Here is a 16626-nt window from a genome sequence, read left to right on the forward strand (position 1 = left end):
TCCCTTCCTTATGTCAGTACAATTCATTTCATCGAATGCATGGTCCTGCCTCCCGTCCGGGAGAACAGGGATGAGCAATTCTGTCGGGCGAGTGGCTTCATGTCTCAGGTTTCCCTGCCTTTCACTCGTGAGGAATACGCCAGCCGGCTGCACAAGGTGCGTTCGGCCATGGCGCATCGAGGGATCGACGTGCTGATCGTCAGCGATCCGTCCAACATGGCGTGGTTGACGGGCTACGATGGCTGGTCCTTTTATGTCCATCAGTGCGTGCTGCTCGGCCTCGAAGGCGAGCCGGTCTGGTACGGGCGTCGCATGGATGCCAACGGTGCGCTGCGCACCTGCTGGATCCATCCGGACAACATCACCTATTACCCGGATTATTACGTCCAGAATCCCGATATGCATCCCATGGAATACCTGGCGCAGTCGATCCTGCCGGATCGAGGGTGGCACAACGGTATCATCGGCATGGAGATGGATAACTACTATTTCTCGGCGAAGGCGTACCTGAGCCTCGTGCGTGAGCTGCCGCATGCCCGTTTCGAGGATGCCAATTCGCTGGTCAACTGGTGCCGGGCGATCAAGTCGCCGCAGGAAATCGAGTACATGCGTATCGCGGCGAGGATCGTCGAGGGCATGCATTCGCGCATCCTCGAGGTGATTCAGCCGGGCCTGCCCAAGAGCAAGCTGGTCTCCGAGATCTACCGGGTGGGCATCGAGGGCTGGACAGATCCCGATGGTCGCGTCTTCGGTGGCGATTACCCGGCCATCGTGCCCATGCTGCCCACCGGCAAGGATGCCGCCGCGCCGCACCTGACCTGGGACGATACGCCCTTCCGCCAGGGCGAGGGCACCTTCTTCGAGATCGCCGGGGTCTACAAGCGCTACCATGCGCCGATGTCGCGCACGGTGTTCCTGGGCACGCCGCCGAGTGCGTTCATCCGTGCCGAGTCGGCCCTGCTCGAGGGGATCGAGAACGGCCTGGCGGTGGCCAAGCCGGGCAATCGCACCGCCGACATCGCCATGGCGCTGGGCGCGGCGATGGACAAGTATGGCTTCGACCGGGGCGGGGCGCGTTGCGGCTACTCGATCGGCATCAGCTATCCCCCGGACTGGGGCGAGCGCAACATGAGCCTGCGCCCATCCGACGACACCATCCTCGAGCCGGGGATGACGTTCCACTTCATGCCGGGGCTCTGGGAGGACGACTGGGGCCTGGAAATCACCGAAAGCATTCTGATTACCGAGACTGGCTGCGAGACGCTGGCCAACTTCCCCCGCCAGCTCTTCGTGTGCTGAGCCGTGGGACGCGAGACGAGGAGAACATGACATGAGCAAGCGACCCAGCCCGGTGTCACCCACCGTCGATTTCGACGCCGAAGGCGTGCAGCACGGATTTCTCAAACTGCCGATCTCCACCGATGAATCGGCCTGGGGCGCGGTGATGATTCCGGTCACCGTGATCAACAACGGCCCCGGGCCCACGGCGCTGCTCACCGCCGGCAACCACGGCGATGAATACGAAGGCATCACCGCACTGCTCAAGCTCAGCAACACGCTGCGGGCCGAGGACGTGCGCGGGCGCGTGATCATCGTGCCGATCATGAACGTGCCCGCCGCGACCGCCGGCAAGCGCACCTCGGGCCTGGATGGCGGCAACCTCAACCGCAGCTTCCCCGGGAACCCGGACGGCGGCGTCACCGAGCAGATCGCCGACTACTTCACCCGTGAGCTGGTGCCGATGTGCGACGTGGCGCTGGACTTGCATTCCGGCGGCCGTACCCTGGACATCCTGCCGTTCGCCGCCGCGCATCGCCTCGACGATCGCGACCAGGAAGCGCACAGCCTGGCCGGCGCCGTGGCCTTCGGCGCTCCGGTGGCGATGATGATGTTCGAGCTCGATGCCACCAAGCTGTACGACACCGCCGTGGAATCGCAGGGCAAGACCTTCGTGACCACCGAGCTGGGCGGGGGTGGCACCACGACGCCGGAGCGCATGGCCATCGCCGAGCGCGGCGTGCGCAACTTCCTGATCCATTACGGGATGGTCGAAGGAACGCTGGAGACGCCCGCCGAGCCGCAGGTTTACGTGGACATGCCCGATGCGTCCTGCTATGTCCAGAGCGAGCACAGCGGCCTGCTGGAGATGGTCTTCGCACTGGGCGAAACGGTGCGTCGCGGCGATGTGATCGCACGCGTCTACGACATGACGCGCACCGGCAGCGAGCCGGTCGTCTACCGGGCTCAGCGCGATGGCGTGCTGGTGGCGCGACGTTTCCCGTCACAGCTCAACATGGGCGATACCATCGCGGTGATCGCGCAAGTCGTCGACAGTCTCGAGCGTTGAGGAAGGACCGCCAGGCCGCATGAAACTCGACCGCTACGATCTCAAGATCCTCGACATCCTGTCGCATGACGGGCGCATCACCAAATCGAAGCTGGCCGAGGCGATCAACCTCTCGGTCAGCCCGTGCTGGGAGCGCGTGCGTCGCCTGGAGAAGGCGGGCGTCATCCAGGGCTATGGCGCACGCCTCGATCCGTCGCGGGTCGTCAAGCGCACTCCGGTGTGGGTGCAGATCGAACTCGGGACTCATCATGCGGCGAGCTTCGCGCGCTTCGAGAAGGCCGTCGCCGACACGCCGGAGGTGACCGAATGCGTGGCGGTGGGCGGCGGTGTCGATTATCTGGTCAAGTTCGAGGCCGATTCCATCGATGCCTATCAGCGCACCATCGATGCCTGGCTGATGTCCGACCTGGGCATCGAGCGCTACTTCACCTATATCGTCACCAAGACCGTGAAGCGCACCACGCCGCCGTTATCGCTGCACGACGACGCCTCGTAGCGCATCATGGATCATCGCCAACTCGCCTTTTTATGTGCCCTGGCGCGAGAGCGTCACTTCGGTCGCGCCGCCAAGGCGTGCCATGTGACCCAGCCGACCCTGTCGGCGCGCCTGCGGCAGCTCGAGGAGGAACTGGCCACGCCGTTGATTCGTCGCGGTCATCGCTTCGAGGGCTTCACCGCCGAGGGCGAGCGGGTCCTGGGCCATGCACGCCGCATCCTCGGCGAGTTCGAGGCCCTGCGCGGTGACCTGGCGTCCCCGGCGCCGCTGGTCGGCCGCCTGACCCTTGGGGTGATTCCCACCGCGTTGAATGCGCTCACCGAATGGCTGCCGACGCTGCGCGCCGCGCATCCCGGTCTGGTCCTGCGCGTGCGCGAACTGGCGACGCCCATGCTGGCGCAGGGGCTGGAGGACGGTGGCCTGGACCTGGTCATCGGCTATCTGGATGCGCCGGCGATGGCGGGGTTCGCGCACCGTCCCCTGTTCGACGAGTACCCCGCCCTGGTGGCGTCCCCTGCGCATTTTGCCTTGCCCGAGGCGCCGCAGTGGTCGCAGCTGGCCGAGTACCCGCTGTGTCTGCTGACGCCGGACATGCATCAGCGCCACTTGCTGGAAATGCGCCTGGCGGCTCACGGCTTGACGCTGACGCCCGCCCTGGAAACCGATGCCACCGCGGCATTGGGAGAGTGGCTGCTGGCGGGGCTGGGCGTGTCGATCCTGCCCGAGCAGTTCGTTCGCCGCCGCTGGTTGCAAGGTGGCGAGGGGGCGCTGGACCTCGTGGCGCGGCGCCTGCCCGGCGAGGGCGATCGCGTCGGCCTGCTGTGGCCACAGGGAACGCCGCGAGGACGTCGTCTGCAAGCCGTGCTCGACCTGTGGCAGATGGCAACCCCCGCGACTTGATCGAGGGGCTCTATCGATGCATCGCCTAGTTCGATTGGTCCAGAGGCACAGGGCGCGCTAGGGTGAAGGATAGAGGTCGCGCCGTCACCCGGACCGCAGGGTGGGCGTGCCTGCCGCACGGCGGTTCGAGACCGCGCCGAATCGTTGGGCGGTCGTCGCGAGCGATGGGCTTCGCGCCGGTCATTATGTGTCCCGATGGAACCTTCACATGCCACCAGAGCCGATGACATCGCATGCCTTTTCCGCCATCGCGCGTTACGACGACCAGTGTGGCCGGCCGTTGCGTGCGCTGGAGGGCCCGCAGGAACAGCCGATCACCCTGACGCTCAACGACACCGCCATGGTGACGCTGCTGGCGACACCCGAGGCGCTCGAGCCACTGGCGCTGGGGCATGCGTTCACCGCCGGGTGGATCGCACGGGCCGCGGAGGTGGAGGCGGTGCATCTGTCGCGGTTGCGTCATGGACTGGCGGTGCGTCTGTCGGTGTCGCCCCGGGTCGAAGAACGTGCAGCCGGGTTGCGGCGCGCGGATGCCTCGGTGTCGAGCTGCGGCGCCTGCGGGGTGGCCGAGGAGGCGCAGTTGATGCAGGGCCTGACGCGGCTGCCATCGCGCGCGCCGCTAGCGCCCGAGGCGCTGCTGAAGGGTATCGAGCGCCTCCAGCGGCATGCGCGTCCGGGGCTGCATACCGCCTTGGGTCTGGCGGAAAACGGCGAAGTGCTGGCACGCGGGGTGGACATCGGTCGCCATAACGCGCTGGACCGGATCATCGGCGATGGCTTGACGCGTCAGGCGATGCCGGCGGCGGTGCTGCTTTCCAGCCGCTGCAGCATGGAACTGGTGCAGAAGACCGTGCGTGCCGGGATCACCACGCTGGCCACGCTGTCGTTGCCTTCGTCCCTGGCGGTCGAGATCGCGCGGGCCTGCGACCTCAACCTCATCTGTTGCCACCGTGGCCGGCGTCTGGAGCGTCTCAGTGGCCCGGCGAGTGCCGACGACACGGTGACGTGACGCTGCGGCGCATCCGGCAGTTACCCTTTTTGTCCACGACTCACCGGCGCCTTTCCGGGCGGTTTCCACGGCGCCGTTGATCGCAGTATCGCTTATCACGTATCGAGTGCTTTATGTCTTCCACTGTCGAACCTTCCGCTTCCACTGAACGCGAGGCCGCCGACGCGGCGTCGCCGGACATGACGTCCCGGGTGCCCGTATCGGATCCGGCGCTGACCCGTGCGCCCAGCGTCGAACCCTACACCGGCCCGGCCGGGGGCTGGGGCGCGATGCATAGCGTGGGGCGACACCTCAAGCGTAGCCAGGCGCCGCTCAAGGGCGTGCGCGCCTTGCTGGCCACCAATCAGCCGCAGGGCTTCGATTGCCCCGGCTGTGCGTGGGGCGACCCCCTGCATGGCTCGTCGTTCGAATTCTGTGAAAACGGCGTCAAGGCCGTGGCCTGGGAAAGCACCAAGAAACGCGTCACGCGGCGCTTTTTCGAGCGTCATACGCTGAGCGAGCTGCGCGAGTGGGACGATTTTCGTCTCGAGGACCAGGGGCGGCTCACCGAGCCCATGCGCTACGACGCGACCCGCGATCGCTACGTGCCCATCGACTGGGATGCGGCGTTCGCCTTGATCGCCGAGCGTCTGGCGGCGCTGCCCGACCCCGACCGGGCACTGTTCTATACCTCCGGGCGGGCCAGCAACGAGGCTGCCTACCTCTATCAGCTGTTCGTGCGCCTTTACGGCACCAACAATTTTCCGGACTGCTCGAACATGTGCCACGAGGCCAGCGGCGTGGGCATGAAGGCCAGCCTCGGTGTCGCCAAGGGTACCGTGCAACTGGAAGACTTCGAGCATGCCGACACCATCCTGGTCTTCGGGCAGAACCCGGGGACCAACCATCCCCGCATGCTCGGCGATTTGCGCCGTGCGGCGGAGCGGGGCGCGCGCATCGTCAGCTTCAATCCGCTCAAGGAGCGCGGCCTGGAACGCTTCGCCGATCCCCAGAACAAGCGCGAAATGCTGACTCACGGCAGTCATCGCATTTCCTCGCATTACTATCAGCCCAAGATGGGCGGCGACATGGCGGCGGCACGCGGCATCGCCAAGGCGTTGTTCGCGCTGGAAGCGCAAGGCCGCTTCACGCCGGACCGCGACTTCATCGCCTCGCACACCGCCGACCTTGAGGCGTGGCGGGCACGGGTCGAGGCCACGCCCTGGGCGACCCTCGAGGATCAGGCCGGGCTGACGCGCAGCCAGCTCGAGGAGGTGGCGAGCATCGTCGCCGGCGCCGAGCGCATGATCGTGACCTGGGCGATGGGCATCACCCAGCACGAGCACTCGGTGGATACCGTGCGCGAGCTGGTCAACCTGCTGTTGCTGGGCGGACACATCGGGCGCCCCGGCGCCGGGGCGTGTCCGGTGCGCGGGCATTCCAACGTGCAGGGCGATCGCACCATGGGCATCGACGAAAAGGCCCCCGCCTGGCTGCTCGATGCCATGGAGGCGCGTTATGGCGTCGCCATGCCGCGCGCCCCCGGCCACAACACGGTGGGCGCCATTCGTGCACTGGAAGAAGGCGAGGCCGAGGTCTTCATCGGCCTGGGCGGCAACTTCACCCGGGCCACGCCGGACAGCCAGCGGACCGAGCGTGCCTTCCGCCGGTTGTCGCTCAACGTGCAGATCAGCACCAAGCTCAATCGCAGCCACCTGATGGTCGGTGGCGATGCCTTGATTCTGCCGTGTCTGGGCCGTACCGAGATCGATCGTCAGGGCGAGACCGGAGCGTCGCAGGAAGTCAGCGTCGAGGATTCGATGTCGATGGTGCATGGCAGTGCGGGGATCCAGGCACCGGCCTCCGAGTGGCTGCGTTCGGAGCCGGCGATCATCGCCGGGATCGCCGAGGCGACGCTGGCGCGGGTGCTGCCGCGCCGCGGGGTGGCGCCCGGTGTCGTCGACTGGGCTGGCCTGGTGGCGGATTACGATCGTATCCGCGACGAGATCGAGGCGGTGATTCCCGGGTTCGAGGATTTCAACGCGCGCTTGCGCCAGGCACGTGGCTTCTGGCTGGAAAACGCCGCCAGCCAGCGCCGCTTTGACACGCCGTCCGGACGGGCGACCTTCTCGAGCGCGCCGCTTCCCGAGGCGGTGATGCATCAACGGCTGCAGACGCGTCGCGAAGCAGGCTGGCTGACCCTGCAGACGCTGCGCAGTCACGATCAATACAACACCACGGTGTACGGCTACGACGATCGCTATCGAGGCATCAAGGGCCAGCGTCGGGTGGTATTCGTCAATCCCGACGATCTGGCGAGGCTGGGGCTCGAAAGCGGCCAGTGGGTCGATCTGGTCGGTCTCGATCATGACGGTGAGCCCCGCCGTGCGCCGTCCTTCAAGCTCGTCGCCTATGACACGCCCGAGGGATGCGCTGCCGCCTATTATCCCGAGACCAATGCGCTGGTGCCGCTGGAAAGCGTCGGCGTGGGCACCGACACCCCCACCTCCAAGGCGGTGGCCGTGCGCCTGGAGCCCAGCCGGCGGATCGTCTGATGCGCTGGCGCGAACGGCTGGCGGCGCTCGACGACGCGGTAGTGATGGCGGCGGTCGAGCGCCATCGGCGTGGTGGAGAGCCACCGCTGACGGCCACCCTGCTGGCCCTGCGCGAACTGCTCGGCGAGGTCCCGCCGGCGAGTGCCGCGCGCGAACTGGGCGTGGAGCGTGCGCTGGTCGTGCGCGCCATGCACGATATCGAGACGCGCGATGCCAGCGCGACGGATTGAGGCGTCGTCGCGCATGGCGTTGCGACCAAAGTCGTGACGCGTCCCGGCGCGCATGACGCTACGCTATCGGTACTACATGAGCGTCGCCCGATACACAACGCTGCCAGGTAAGTGTCGAACCCGGAACCGTTCGATGCCGATCGAGGAAGCACCGAGGCGACGCCGCCGGGAAGCGCGGACGTCCTGACTGCGTTTCCTGTCGCTCCCGCCGGGGAGCACGCCGCTCAATCATCGGGATCACCCGGGAGGTGCCGTCATGGAACTGCTCATCCAGACTGCATTGGGGTTTCCATTCGCCTTTTTTCTCGCCTTGCTGGCACTGGTAGCCGTGTACTGGCTGCTGGTCGCCGTGCGCGTGATTCGCGTCTCGTGTTTCGACCATGACAGCCTGCGTGACGACCATCTGGCGAGCACCCTGATTTCCCTGGGCTTTGCGGGCGTGCCGGCTTCGTTTGCCCTGAGCACGCTGATCGTGATGGCCACGCCCATCGCCTTTGCCCTGAGCCTGGTACTGCATTGGCTGCCGCTGGGATTGTTGCGCTTGCCGCTGGGCTTTCTGGCCATCTGGGCGGCGTTCGCGCTGGCGGCATCGCCGAGTGTCGGTGCCTGTCATGCTCTGGCGCGGCGGTTTCACCATTCGCGTCGCGCGTCGCCGCGCTGGTTGCTGGGCGAAACCGTCGTCGTGCGCGAAGCCAGTGACGCGGAAGGGCGGTGCCAGGCGACGCTGGAGAGCGACCCCGAGGTCGTCGTCACCCTGCATGGCAAGGGGGAGGCGTGTGCCGCCGGCGAGCGTCGCGTGCTGGTCAAGCACGTTGCCGGCGACAACGTGTATCGGGCGGTGCCCGCCGCCGATTACATGGATGCCCACGAGCGCCTGCGCAAACTGCATCTGCTGCCCCGTCACGACATCTGAGCCCCGGCGCGTCCGCCATCGACGATGCGGCGATGGCGGGCGTGCAGAAAAAACCTCGATTTGGCGTCGAGACTCGAAAAAAACCGTCTTTCCCGCCCCGCGAGACAAAAACTCTCTTCTTTCGTGCTGCCTTACCCTAGGGCCATCGGATGCACGCCATCCGCCACGACCCTTCCGGTACCGCGTTGAAAGCAACGCCAGGGCCGGCTCGTTTCTCGGGAGGTAGCATGAAACTCAACGATCCGCGTCTATTGCGTCAGTACGCCTATATCGATGGCAAATGGACCCATGGCGATGGGGGGCGCGAAGAAGCGGTCGTCGATCCCGCCACCGGTGAGGTGCTGGGGCACATCCCCTGGCTCGAGGCACCTCAACTGCGCGGCGCGGTGGACGCCGCGGACAGCGCCTTCGTCCAGTGGCGGGCATTGCGTGCCGACGAGCGCGCCGAGCGGCTGCTGGCATGGTATGACCTGCTGATCGAGCACCGCGAGGATCTGGCGATCATCATGACGCGGGAACAGGGCAAGCCGTTGCCCGACGCGCGGGGTGAGGTCGAATACGGTGCCAGTTTCATCAAATGGTTCGCCGAGGAAGGCAAGCGCACCTTCGGTCAGACCATTCCCAGCCATATTCCCAATGCCGCACTGGGGACGCTCAAGGAACCGGTCGGAGTGGCGGCGTTGATCACGCCCTGGAACTTCCCGCTGGCAATGATCACGCGCAAGGCCGCCGCGGCGATGGCGGCGGGATGCACGGTCATCGTCAAGCCGGCCGGCGAGACGCCGTTCTCCGCACTGGCGTTGGCAGAACTCGCCGAACGGGCGGAGATTCCTGCCGGGGTCTTCAACGTGGTACTGGGCGAGCCGGCCGAGGTGTCCCAGCTGCTGTGCGATGAGGACCGCGTCAAGGCGCTGTCGTTCACCGGCTCCACCCGCGTGGGACGGCTGTTGCTGGAGCAGTCCGCCAATAGCGTCAAGCGTGTCTCCCTGGAGCTGGGCGGCAATGCGCCGTTCATCGTCGGGCCCGACATGGACCCCGCCGAAGCCGCGCGTGCCGCGGTGGCCGCCAAGTTCCAGACCAGCGGTCAGGATTGCCTGGCGGCCAACCGGGTTCTGGTCCACGAGTCGATCCATGACGAGTTCGTCGAGCAGTTCGTCGCCTGCATGGAAGCCCTCAAGGTCGGGAACGGGCTGGTGACCAACATCGATCTGGGGCCGCTGATCCATCAGCAGGCGGTGGAAAAGGCCGCCGCCATCGTCGACGACGCCATCTCGCGGGGGGCGACCCTGGTGCACGGCGATCAGTCCATGGCGCCGGGCCCCAACTTCTTCATGCCCACCTTGCTCACCGGGGTGACGCCGTACATGAAGGTCTGGCGCGAGGAGAACTTCTCGCCGGTGGCCGGCATCACCGCCTACAAGGACGACGATGAGGTCATCAAGCTGGCCAATGACACCGAGTATGGCCTGGCGGCGTATGTCTATACCCACGACATTCGGCGCATCTGGAAGCTCCTGCGGGCCCTGGAATACGGCATGGTGGCGATCAACTCGGTGAAGATGACCGGCCCGCCGGTGCCTTTCGGCGGCGTCAAGCAGTCCGGCCTCGGCCGCGAAGGCGGCACCGCCGGCATCGAGGAATATCTGGAGACCAAGTATTACTGCCTGGGGGCGTTGGGCTCCGTGTCCGGAAGCTAGGCTCGTTGTCACGAATCACGAGCCAACAAAGTGCGCGTGACTTGATAAACGTTTCTTTCACGACCCGGCAAGGTCAAGAGGGCTTTGCCGGTGACAAGACGTCGCGAGGGCGCTGTGAACCCTTCCCTGGGCGCTACCTTTGCCATCCATGGCAAAGGACCCTCACGCCGCCTTGCCTCCGGCGCTCGTCATCGTGGGTGGGAAATGAGTTCTACGTCGTTTTTGACGTTCGGTTTTATCGGCGTGAGCCGAGACAGCTACGGGAGAATGATATGAGTCAGCATCAAGACCTGATCGATCGTGACCGCAAGGTGACCTTTCACGCCTCCACGCATCTGCGCGATTTCGCCCATGGCGAGGCGCCGGGACGCGTGATGGCCGGCGGTGAAGGCATCCATGTCGTCGACAAGGACGGCCGCGAGTTCATCGATGGTTTCGCGGGGCTTTATTGCGTCAATATCGGTTACGGCCGTACCGAGGTCGCCGAGGCGATTCACCGCCAGGCACTGGAGCTGGCGTATTACCACACCTACGTCGGCCATTCGAACGAGCCGCAGATCCAGCTTTCCGAGAAGATCCTCGAGCTGGCGGGCCCCGGGATGTCCAAGGTCTATTACGGGATGTCGGGGAGTGACGCCAACGAGACCCAGCTCAAGATCGTGCGTTATTACAACAACGTGCTGGGACGGCCGCAGAAGAAGAAGGTGATCGCGCGTCAGCGGGGGTATCACGGATCCGGCATCGCCTCCGGCTCGCTGACGGGGCTCAAGGCCTTCCACGACCACTTCGACCTGCCCATCGAGGGCATCCTGCATACCGAGGCGCCTTACTACTATCATCGTGGCGCCGAGCGCGAGGGCATGAGCGAGCGCGACTTTTCCGCGCATTGTGCCGCCAAGCTCGAGGAGATGATCCTGGCCGAAGGCCCGGAGACCGTGGCGGCCTTCATCGGCGAGCCGGTATTGGGCACCGGGGGCATCGTGCCGCCGCCCGAGGGTTACTGGGAGGCGATCCAGGGTGTGCTTGCCAAGTACGACGTGCTGCTGATCGCCGATGAGGTGGTCTGCGGCTTCGGTCGCATCGGCGCCGACTTCGGCAGCCATCATTACGCCATCAAGCCCGACCTGATCACCATCGCCAAGGGCTTGACCAGCGCCTACCAGCCGCTTTCCGGGGTCATCGTCGGCGATCGCGTGTGGCAGGTGCTGGAGCAGGGCACGGGCGAGTTCGGCCCCATCGGCCATGGCTGGACCTACTCCGGCCACGCCCTGGGCTGTGCCGCCGGTCTCGCCAACCTGGCGATCATCGAGCGCGAAGGGCTGACCGCCAATGCCGCCGAGACCGGCGCCTATCTGCAGCAATGCATGCAGCAGACGTTCGGCGAGCACCCGCTGGTCGGCGAGGTGCGAGGCGTGGGCATGCTGGCGGCACTGGAGTTCTCGCCCGCGCCGGCCGGGCGGGCGTTCTTCGATCCGGCCCTCAAGGTCGGGCCGCGGGTGAGTGCCGCGGCGATGAGCGAGAACCTGATCGCGCGTGCCATGCCGCAGGGCGACATCCTCGGCTTCGCGCCGCCGCTGGTGACGACTCGTGCGGAGGTCGACGAGATCGTGGCCCGCGCCAAGCGGGCGGTGGACAAGGTGACCGACGAGCTGACCCGTTCGGGGGACTTGAAAGCGTGAACGCGGCTTGCCTACCGTGGACAGGGCGAGCCCGTGGCAGGTGACGAGAGAGCGATCCATGACCGAGTCCCAGCCCGATATCAGCCTGGCATCGATCTACCGGGCGCGTGCGCGCCTGCAGGGACAGGTGACGCGCACGCCGCTGGTACGTTCGCAGGCGCTGTCGCGGCGTTTCGAGGCCGACGTGTTCCTCAAGCTGGAGACCTGCCAGCCCACCGGCGCGTTCAAGCTGCGCGGCGCCACCAACATGCTCGCGGCCTTGCTCGAACGGGACGGACGCGAGGCGTTGGCGTGCGGTGTGACCACGGCCTCGACGGGCAACCATGGGCGCGCCGTGGCGTATGCGGCGCGTCAGCTCGGGCTGCCGGCGACCATCTGCGTATCGCGCCTGGTGCCCGAGAACAAGGTCGAGGCCATCGAGGCGCTGGGCGCCGAGGCCCGCCGCGTCGGAGACAGTCAGGATGATGCCTTCGCCGAGGTCGATCGCCTGGTGGCCTCGGGCATGACGGCGATTCCCCCCTTCGACGATCCGCTGATCGTGAGCGGGCAGGGCACCATCGGCCTCGAACTCATGGAAGATCAGCCGGCGCTCGACCGGGTCATCGTCGGACTGTCCGGCGGCGGCCTGCTGGGCGGTATCGGGGCAGCCGTGAAGGCGATTCGCCCGGCGACGCGCGTGACCGGCATCAGCCTCGCCCGGGGGGCGGCCATGTGGGAGAGCCTGCAGGCGGGGCATCCGGTGAACGTCGAGGAGGTCGCCAGTCTCGGCGACTCGCTGGGCGGCGGTATCGGCCTGAACAATCGTTACACCCTCGACCTGGTGCGCAGCGTGATGGACGATCATCATCAGGTGTCGGAAGCCGCCATCGCCCGCGCCATGGTCGAATTGCTCGCTACCGAGAAAATGCTGGTCGAGGGTGCGGCGGCCGTGGGGCTGGCGGCGCTCGACGAGCATGCCCTCGACATTCGCGGCCAGCGTGTCGCACTGATCGTCTCCGGTAACGGCGTCTCGCTCGAGACCCTCGACCGCGCCCGGGCGCTCGCCGGCCGGTAAGTGTTTCCCGGCTTCTCTCTTTCTCTATTTGCCGACGGGAGGACGTCATGCAACTCCACCAACGCGAGGCGATCGAGGCCGCCGTGTCCCTGGATACGGCGGCCCTGGCCGCCATCGAGTCGGGCTTCGCGGCCCTGGGACGCGGCGAGGTCGTGCAGCCGCCGATCCTGTCGATGGCCATCGAGGAGGCCAACGGGGAGGTCGACGTCAAGACCGCGCACATTCGCGGCTTCGAGCGCTTCGCCATCAAGGTGAGCCCGGGCTTCTTCGACAATCCCAAGCAGGGGCTGCCCAGCCTCAACGGGCTGATGATGGTGTTCTCGGCCCGGACCGGGGTGGTGGACGCCGTGCTCTTCGATGAAGGCTATTTGACGGCGGTGCGTACTGCCTTGGCCGGCGCCTTGTCGGCCAGGTACCTGGCACGCGAGAACAGTCGCCGCGTGGCGGTGCTCGGCGCGGGCGAGCAGGCCGAGCTGCAGGTCGAGGCGTTGCGCCTGGTGCGAGACATCGACAGCGTCGACGTCTGGGCGCGCCGCCGCGAGGCCGCCGAGGCGTATGCCGAGCGCCTGCGGCAGCGCGGCTTGACGGTCAACGTGCACGACGATGTGCATGCGGCCTGCCGCGCGGCGGATATCATCGTCACCGCCACGCCCTCGACGGCGCCGATTCTGGAAGCCGCCGACCTGCCCGAAGGCGTGCACGTCACGGCGATGGGCTCGGATAGCCCGGACAAGCGCGAGCTCGCCGACAGCGTGATGACGCGTGCCGACGCCTTCGTCTGCGATACTCGCGCGCAAAGCGAGTGCAACGGCGAACTCAAGGCCTTCGTCAAGGCCGGCGAGACACGCGCCGAGGTTCCCTTCAAGGTATACGAGCTCGGCGAGGTCATCGACAAGCGACTGCCGCTGCGCTTGTCGGAGGCCAGCATCACCGTCTGCGATCTCACCGGTACCGGGGTCCAGGATACGGCGATCGCGAATTACGCGCTGCAGCGTTTGACGACCTAGGCCGCGGCACGTCCCCTGCCATCCAATCGTCATGCGCTTGCCATGCCGGCGTCATGGCCGCGCCCGATGCTGAGGGTTCATGGATACCGCGCATGTCATGGACACTCAGTGGGGAGGGGGCAATGCGTTATTCCCGTCGCGATGTATTGGGGTGGGGCGTCAAGGCCGGGGTCGCGCTCGGCGCGGCGTCGCTGGCACCGTTGATCGTGCTGGCCGAGTCACGGCGTCCCCGCGTGACCTCGGGGGTGATGAGCGGCGACATGCTGCACGACCGGGCGATGCTCTGGTCGCGCAGCGACCGCCCCGCCCTGATGCTCGTCGAACTGGCCGACAATCCCGCCTTCCGTGGCGCGCGGCAGTTGCGCGGCCCCGAGGTGCTGCCCAGCGGTGGCCTGGCCGGCAAGCTGGACGTCGCAGGACTCGGTGACATCGATACCCTGCATTATCGCGTGCGTTTCGCCGCGCTGGATGACCCGCGTGCCCTGAGCGAGCCGGTCGAGGGGCGTCTGCGCCTGCCGCCCTCCCGGGCGCGGGACGTGCGCTTCGTGTGGTCCGGCGATACGGTCGGGCAAGGCTGGGGTATCGATGAATCGCGTGGCGGCATGACGATCTACGACACCATGCGCCGTCAGCGTCCGGATTTCTTCATCCACTCCGGCGACACCGTCTACGCCGACGGCCCTCTGGAAGAAAGCGTGACCCTCGCCAATGGCGAGACCTGGCGCAACGTGGTCACCCCGGCCAAGCGCAAGGTGGCGGAAACGCTGGACGAGTATCGCGGCCAGCACACTTACAACCTGCTCGATGCCAACCTGCGGCGCTTCAATGCCGAGGTGCCCATGCTCGCGCAATGGGACGATCACGAGACGACCAACAACTGGTATCCCGGCGAGCGGCTCGAGGACGAACGCTACACGGAAAAGAACGTGTCGCTGTTGGCGGCGCGCGGGCGTCAGGCCTTTCTCGAACATACCCCGATTCGCCAGCGCTCGACCGCGCCGGGACGCATCCATCGGCGCTTTGCGTATGGGCCCTCGCTCGAGGTCTTCATGCTCGACATGCGAACCTATCGTGGCGCCAACAGCCGCAATCGCCAGACCGAGAGCTCCGCGCAGACGGCTTTTCTGGGGGAGGATCAGTTCGACTGGCTGCACCGCTCGCTGAAGGCGTCCACGGCGACATGGAAGGTCATCGCCTCGGACATGCCCATCGGTCTGGTGGTCAGCGATGGCGAGGCGTACGAGGCCATCGCCAACGGGGATGCGGGCGCTCCCCTGGGGCGTGAGCGTGAGATCGCCAGGCTGCTGCGGTCGATCCGGGACGACAAGATCCACAACGTGGTGTGGCTGACGGCGGATGTTCACTACACGGCCGCGCATCACTATTCGCCGGAGCGTGCCCGTTTCCAGGAGTTCACGCCCTTCTGGGAATTCGTCAGCGGTCCATTGCATGCCGGCACCTTCGGCCCCGGCGCGCTGGACGCGACTTTCGGGCCGGAAGTAGTTTTCCAGAAAGCCCCGCCCGATGGCGAGTCGAACCTGCCGCCATCCCGGGGCTATCAATTCTTCGGCCAGGTCGATCTCGACGGCGACAGCGAGACGTTGACCGTGAGCCTGATGGATGCTGCCGGCAACACGCTGCATCGTCAGCAGCTGACGCCGGAGACGGGATAGGCGTATCTCGGCATGACGAGCGTGTCCTGCTAGGCTGCAAGCTCGGTTCATGGAGGAGCAAGGGACGCGCATGACGGAAGAGCGGCGGCAGGAACTCGCGGGATTGTCACAACTTCTCGACAGGATCGGGCAGGCGCCGCGTACCGATGCCGAGCGCATACGGCTGGGCGAGATGCTGCAGGCGGTCGGCCAGGGCTCCTTCGGGCCATTGCTGCTGGTGCCCGGCGTGATCACGCTCTTGCCGCTGGTGGGCGACATCCCCGGGGTGCCCACGCTCATGGCGCTGCTGGTGCTATTGGTGGCGGGCCAGCTGCTGGTCGGGCGGCGCACGTTCTGGCTACCGCAATGGCTGCTGAAACGTTCGGTGCCCCACGGCAAGCTCGACCGGGCGCTGACGTGGATGCACAAGCCTGCGCGCGTCATCGACCGTGGCTTGAAACCGCGCCTGACCTGGCTGACGCAGCGTGCCGGGACCTACCTCATCGCGATTTTCTGCTTTCTCATCGCCCTGGCCATGCCACTGATGGAAGTGGTGCCTTTCTCCGCCAACGGCGCGGGCCTGGCCTTGATGATGTTCGGCCTGTCACTGATGGCCAACGACGGTCTCTGGGCGCTGCTGGCGCTGATCCTCACCGGCGGCACGGTGGGAGCGGTGATCGTCGCGTTGCTGTGAGACGCCGGCGCCGAGCCTCGGGCCGGACATTCGTCGTGGTCGCCGGAATGATGCTGCCGATGTTTAACCTGGGGGCCGGATGCAGGTTGAGTCGTCCGCGATCCTTCCCTATACATAGGGGCAGGCGTCACTTCAACTCGGACAAGGAATTGTCGCATGTTGGCTTGCGTTGCCTGGACATCGTCACGTCATGTCAATCCTTCATGCCGATGGCTTGGCCATTCTGCGCATCGTCACGGAGCAGCCATCGTCACTTTCGATTGCATGTGCAATTGCACGTGAAGCGCACTTGTCCAGCAATGACATTGCACGTGTTCATATGGCGTTCAGGGTCGTCATCCAGTCCTTGAAGCCGAGCGTGCACAAGTGCAAGGCCAAGGGCATGCCCCAGGTTCGTTTGTATCAGCAACGCGA

14 protein-coding genes are annotated in these 16626 nt (G+C 66.2%); all 14 read left to right on the forward strand.

Going from position 1 to position 16626, the window contains the following annotated elements; all coding sequences use genetic code 11:
- Window positions 1-99 precede the first annotated feature (99 nt).
- The 14 genes from doeA to ABGX75_RS14995 all read left to right on the forward strand — a co-directional run bounded on the left by doeA (window position 100) and on the right by ABGX75_RS14995 (window position 16212).
- A complete protein-coding gene (gene doeA / locus ABGX75_RS14930) occupies window positions 100-1299 on the forward strand; it encodes an ectoine hydrolase DoeA (protein WP_035413636.1) in 1200 nt (399 codons plus the stop codon).
- A gap of 31 nt (window positions 1300-1330) precedes the next feature.
- Entirely contained in the window at window positions 1331-2347 is a 1017-nt protein-coding gene (doeB, locus tag ABGX75_RS14935; RefSeq protein ID WP_179152921.1) for a N(2)-acetyl-L-2,4-diaminobutanoate deacetylase DoeB, read from the forward strand.
- Between the two features lie 19 nt (window positions 2348-2366).
- Window positions 2367-2843, forward strand: a complete 477-nt coding sequence (locus tag ABGX75_RS14940; RefSeq protein WP_011508023.1) for an Lrp/AsnC family transcriptional regulator — start codon at window positions 2367-2369, stop codon at window positions 2841-2843.
- 6 nt (window positions 2844-2849) lie between these two features.
- The gene (locus ABGX75_RS14945; protein ID WP_011508022.1) at window positions 2850-3743 is read left to right on the forward strand and encodes a LysR family transcriptional regulator; all 894 of its coding nucleotides are present in this window, start codon (window positions 2850-2852) and stop codon (window positions 3741-3743) included.
- A gap of 208 nt (window positions 3744-3951) precedes the next feature.
- Window positions 3952-4752, forward strand: coding sequence for a formate dehydrogenase accessory sulfurtransferase FdhD (locus ABGX75_RS14950; protein ID WP_224113744.1), 801 nt, complete (start codon window positions 3952-3954; stop codon window positions 4750-4752).
- Window positions 4753-4865: 113 nt separating this feature from the next.
- The gene (locus ABGX75_RS14955) at window positions 4866-7286 is read left to right on the forward strand and encodes an FdhF/YdeP family oxidoreductase (protein ID WP_347411107.1); all 2421 of its coding nucleotides are present in this window, start codon (window positions 4866-4868) and stop codon (window positions 7284-7286) included.
- Complete coding sequence (locus ABGX75_RS14960; protein ID WP_035413643.1) at window positions 7286-7516, forward strand: hypothetical protein; 231 nt, start codon at window positions 7286-7288, stop codon at window positions 7514-7516. The genes ABGX75_RS14955 and ABGX75_RS14960 overlap by 1 nt, the downstream gene beginning before the upstream one ends.
- Before the next feature lie 256 nt (window positions 7517-7772).
- The gene (locus tag ABGX75_RS14965) at window positions 7773-8429 is read left to right on the forward strand and encodes a hypothetical protein (RefSeq protein WP_011508019.1); all 657 of its coding nucleotides are present in this window, start codon (window positions 7773-7775) and stop codon (window positions 8427-8429) included.
- 227 nt (window positions 8430-8656) lie between these two features.
- Window positions 8657-10126 carry an NAD-dependent succinate-semialdehyde dehydrogenase gene (locus ABGX75_RS14970; protein WP_035413645.1) on the forward strand — a complete coding sequence of 490 codons (1470 nt, stop codon included), beginning with the start codon at window positions 8657-8659 and terminating at the stop codon, window positions 10124-10126.
- A gap of 272 nt (window positions 10127-10398) precedes the next feature.
- Window positions 10399-11805 (forward strand): aspartate aminotransferase family protein, encoded by a 1407-nt coding sequence (locus ABGX75_RS14975; protein ID WP_347411108.1) that lies wholly within the window; start codon window positions 10399-10401, stop codon window positions 11803-11805.
- Window positions 11806-11863: 58 nt separating this feature from the next.
- The gene (gene eutB / locus ABGX75_RS14980) at window positions 11864-12859 is read left to right on the forward strand and encodes a hydroxyectoine utilization dehydratase EutB (protein WP_347411109.1); all 996 of its coding nucleotides are present in this window, start codon (window positions 11864-11866) and stop codon (window positions 12857-12859) included.
- A gap of 47 nt (window positions 12860-12906) precedes the next feature.
- The gene (locus tag ABGX75_RS14985) at window positions 12907-13866 is read left to right on the forward strand and encodes a cyclodeaminase (protein WP_347411110.1); all 960 of its coding nucleotides are present in this window, start codon (window positions 12907-12909) and stop codon (window positions 13864-13866) included.
- 122 nt (window positions 13867-13988) lie between these two features.
- The gene (locus ABGX75_RS14990; RefSeq protein WP_347411111.1) at window positions 13989-15539 is read left to right on the forward strand and encodes an alkaline phosphatase D family protein; all 1551 of its coding nucleotides are present in this window, start codon (window positions 13989-13991) and stop codon (window positions 15537-15539) included.
- Window positions 15540-15609: 70 nt separating this feature from the next.
- Window positions 15610-16212, forward strand: coding sequence for an exopolysaccharide biosynthesis protein (locus ABGX75_RS14995; protein WP_287124235.1), 603 nt, complete (start codon window positions 15610-15612; stop codon window positions 16210-16212).
- Window positions 16213-16626: the final 414 nt, after the last annotated feature.

Origin of the sequence: Chromohalobacter sp., from assembly GCF_039830575.1 — a bacterium.
GTDB lineage: Bacteria > Pseudomonadota > Gammaproteobacteria > Pseudomonadales > Halomonadaceae > Chromohalobacter > Chromohalobacter israelensis.

What these genes read in the sequence shown, in the direction of transcription:
- doeA (WP_035413636.1), top strand. Translation starts at nt 100, where the DNA reads ATGTCTCAGGTTTCCCTGCCTTTCACTCGTGAGGAATACGCCAGCCGG.
- doeB (WP_179152921.1), top strand. Translation starts at nt 1,331, where the DNA reads ATGAGCAAGCGACCCAGCCCGGTGTCACCCACCGTCGATTTCGACGCC.
- ABGX75_RS14940 (WP_011508023.1), top strand. Translation starts at nt 2,367, where the DNA reads ATGAAACTCGACCGCTACGATCTCAAGATCCTCGACATCCTGTCGCAT.
- ABGX75_RS14945 (WP_011508022.1), top strand. Translation starts at nt 2,850, where the DNA reads ATGGATCATCGCCAACTCGCCTTTTTATGTGCCCTGGCGCGAGAGCGT.
- ABGX75_RS14950 (WP_224113744.1), top strand. Translation starts at nt 3,952, where the DNA reads ATGCCACCAGAGCCGATGACATCGCATGCCTTTTCCGCCATCGCGCGT.
- ABGX75_RS14955 (WP_347411107.1), top strand. Translation starts at nt 4,866, where the DNA reads ATGTCTTCCACTGTCGAACCTTCCGCTTCCACTGAACGCGAGGCCGCC.
- ABGX75_RS14960 (WP_035413643.1), top strand. Translation starts at nt 7,286, where the DNA reads ATGCGCTGGCGCGAACGGCTGGCGGCGCTCGACGACGCGGTAGTGATG.
- ABGX75_RS14965 (WP_011508019.1), top strand. Translation starts at nt 7,773, where the DNA reads ATGGAACTGCTCATCCAGACTGCATTGGGGTTTCCATTCGCCTTTTTT.
- ABGX75_RS14970 (WP_035413645.1), top strand. Translation starts at nt 8,657, where the DNA reads ATGAAACTCAACGATCCGCGTCTATTGCGTCAGTACGCCTATATCGAT.
- ABGX75_RS14975 (WP_347411108.1), top strand. Translation starts at nt 10,399, where the DNA reads ATGAGTCAGCATCAAGACCTGATCGATCGTGACCGCAAGGTGACCTTT.
- eutB (WP_347411109.1), top strand. Translation starts at nt 11,864, where the DNA reads ATGACCGAGTCCCAGCCCGATATCAGCCTGGCATCGATCTACCGGGCG.
- ABGX75_RS14985 (WP_347411110.1), top strand. Translation starts at nt 12,907, where the DNA reads ATGCAACTCCACCAACGCGAGGCGATCGAGGCCGCCGTGTCCCTGGAT.
- ABGX75_RS14990 (WP_347411111.1), top strand. Translation starts at nt 13,989, where the DNA reads ATGCGTTATTCCCGTCGCGATGTATTGGGGTGGGGCGTCAAGGCCGGG.
- ABGX75_RS14995 (WP_287124235.1), top strand. Translation starts at nt 15,610, where the DNA reads ATGACGGAAGAGCGGCGGCAGGAACTCGCGGGATTGTCACAACTTCTC.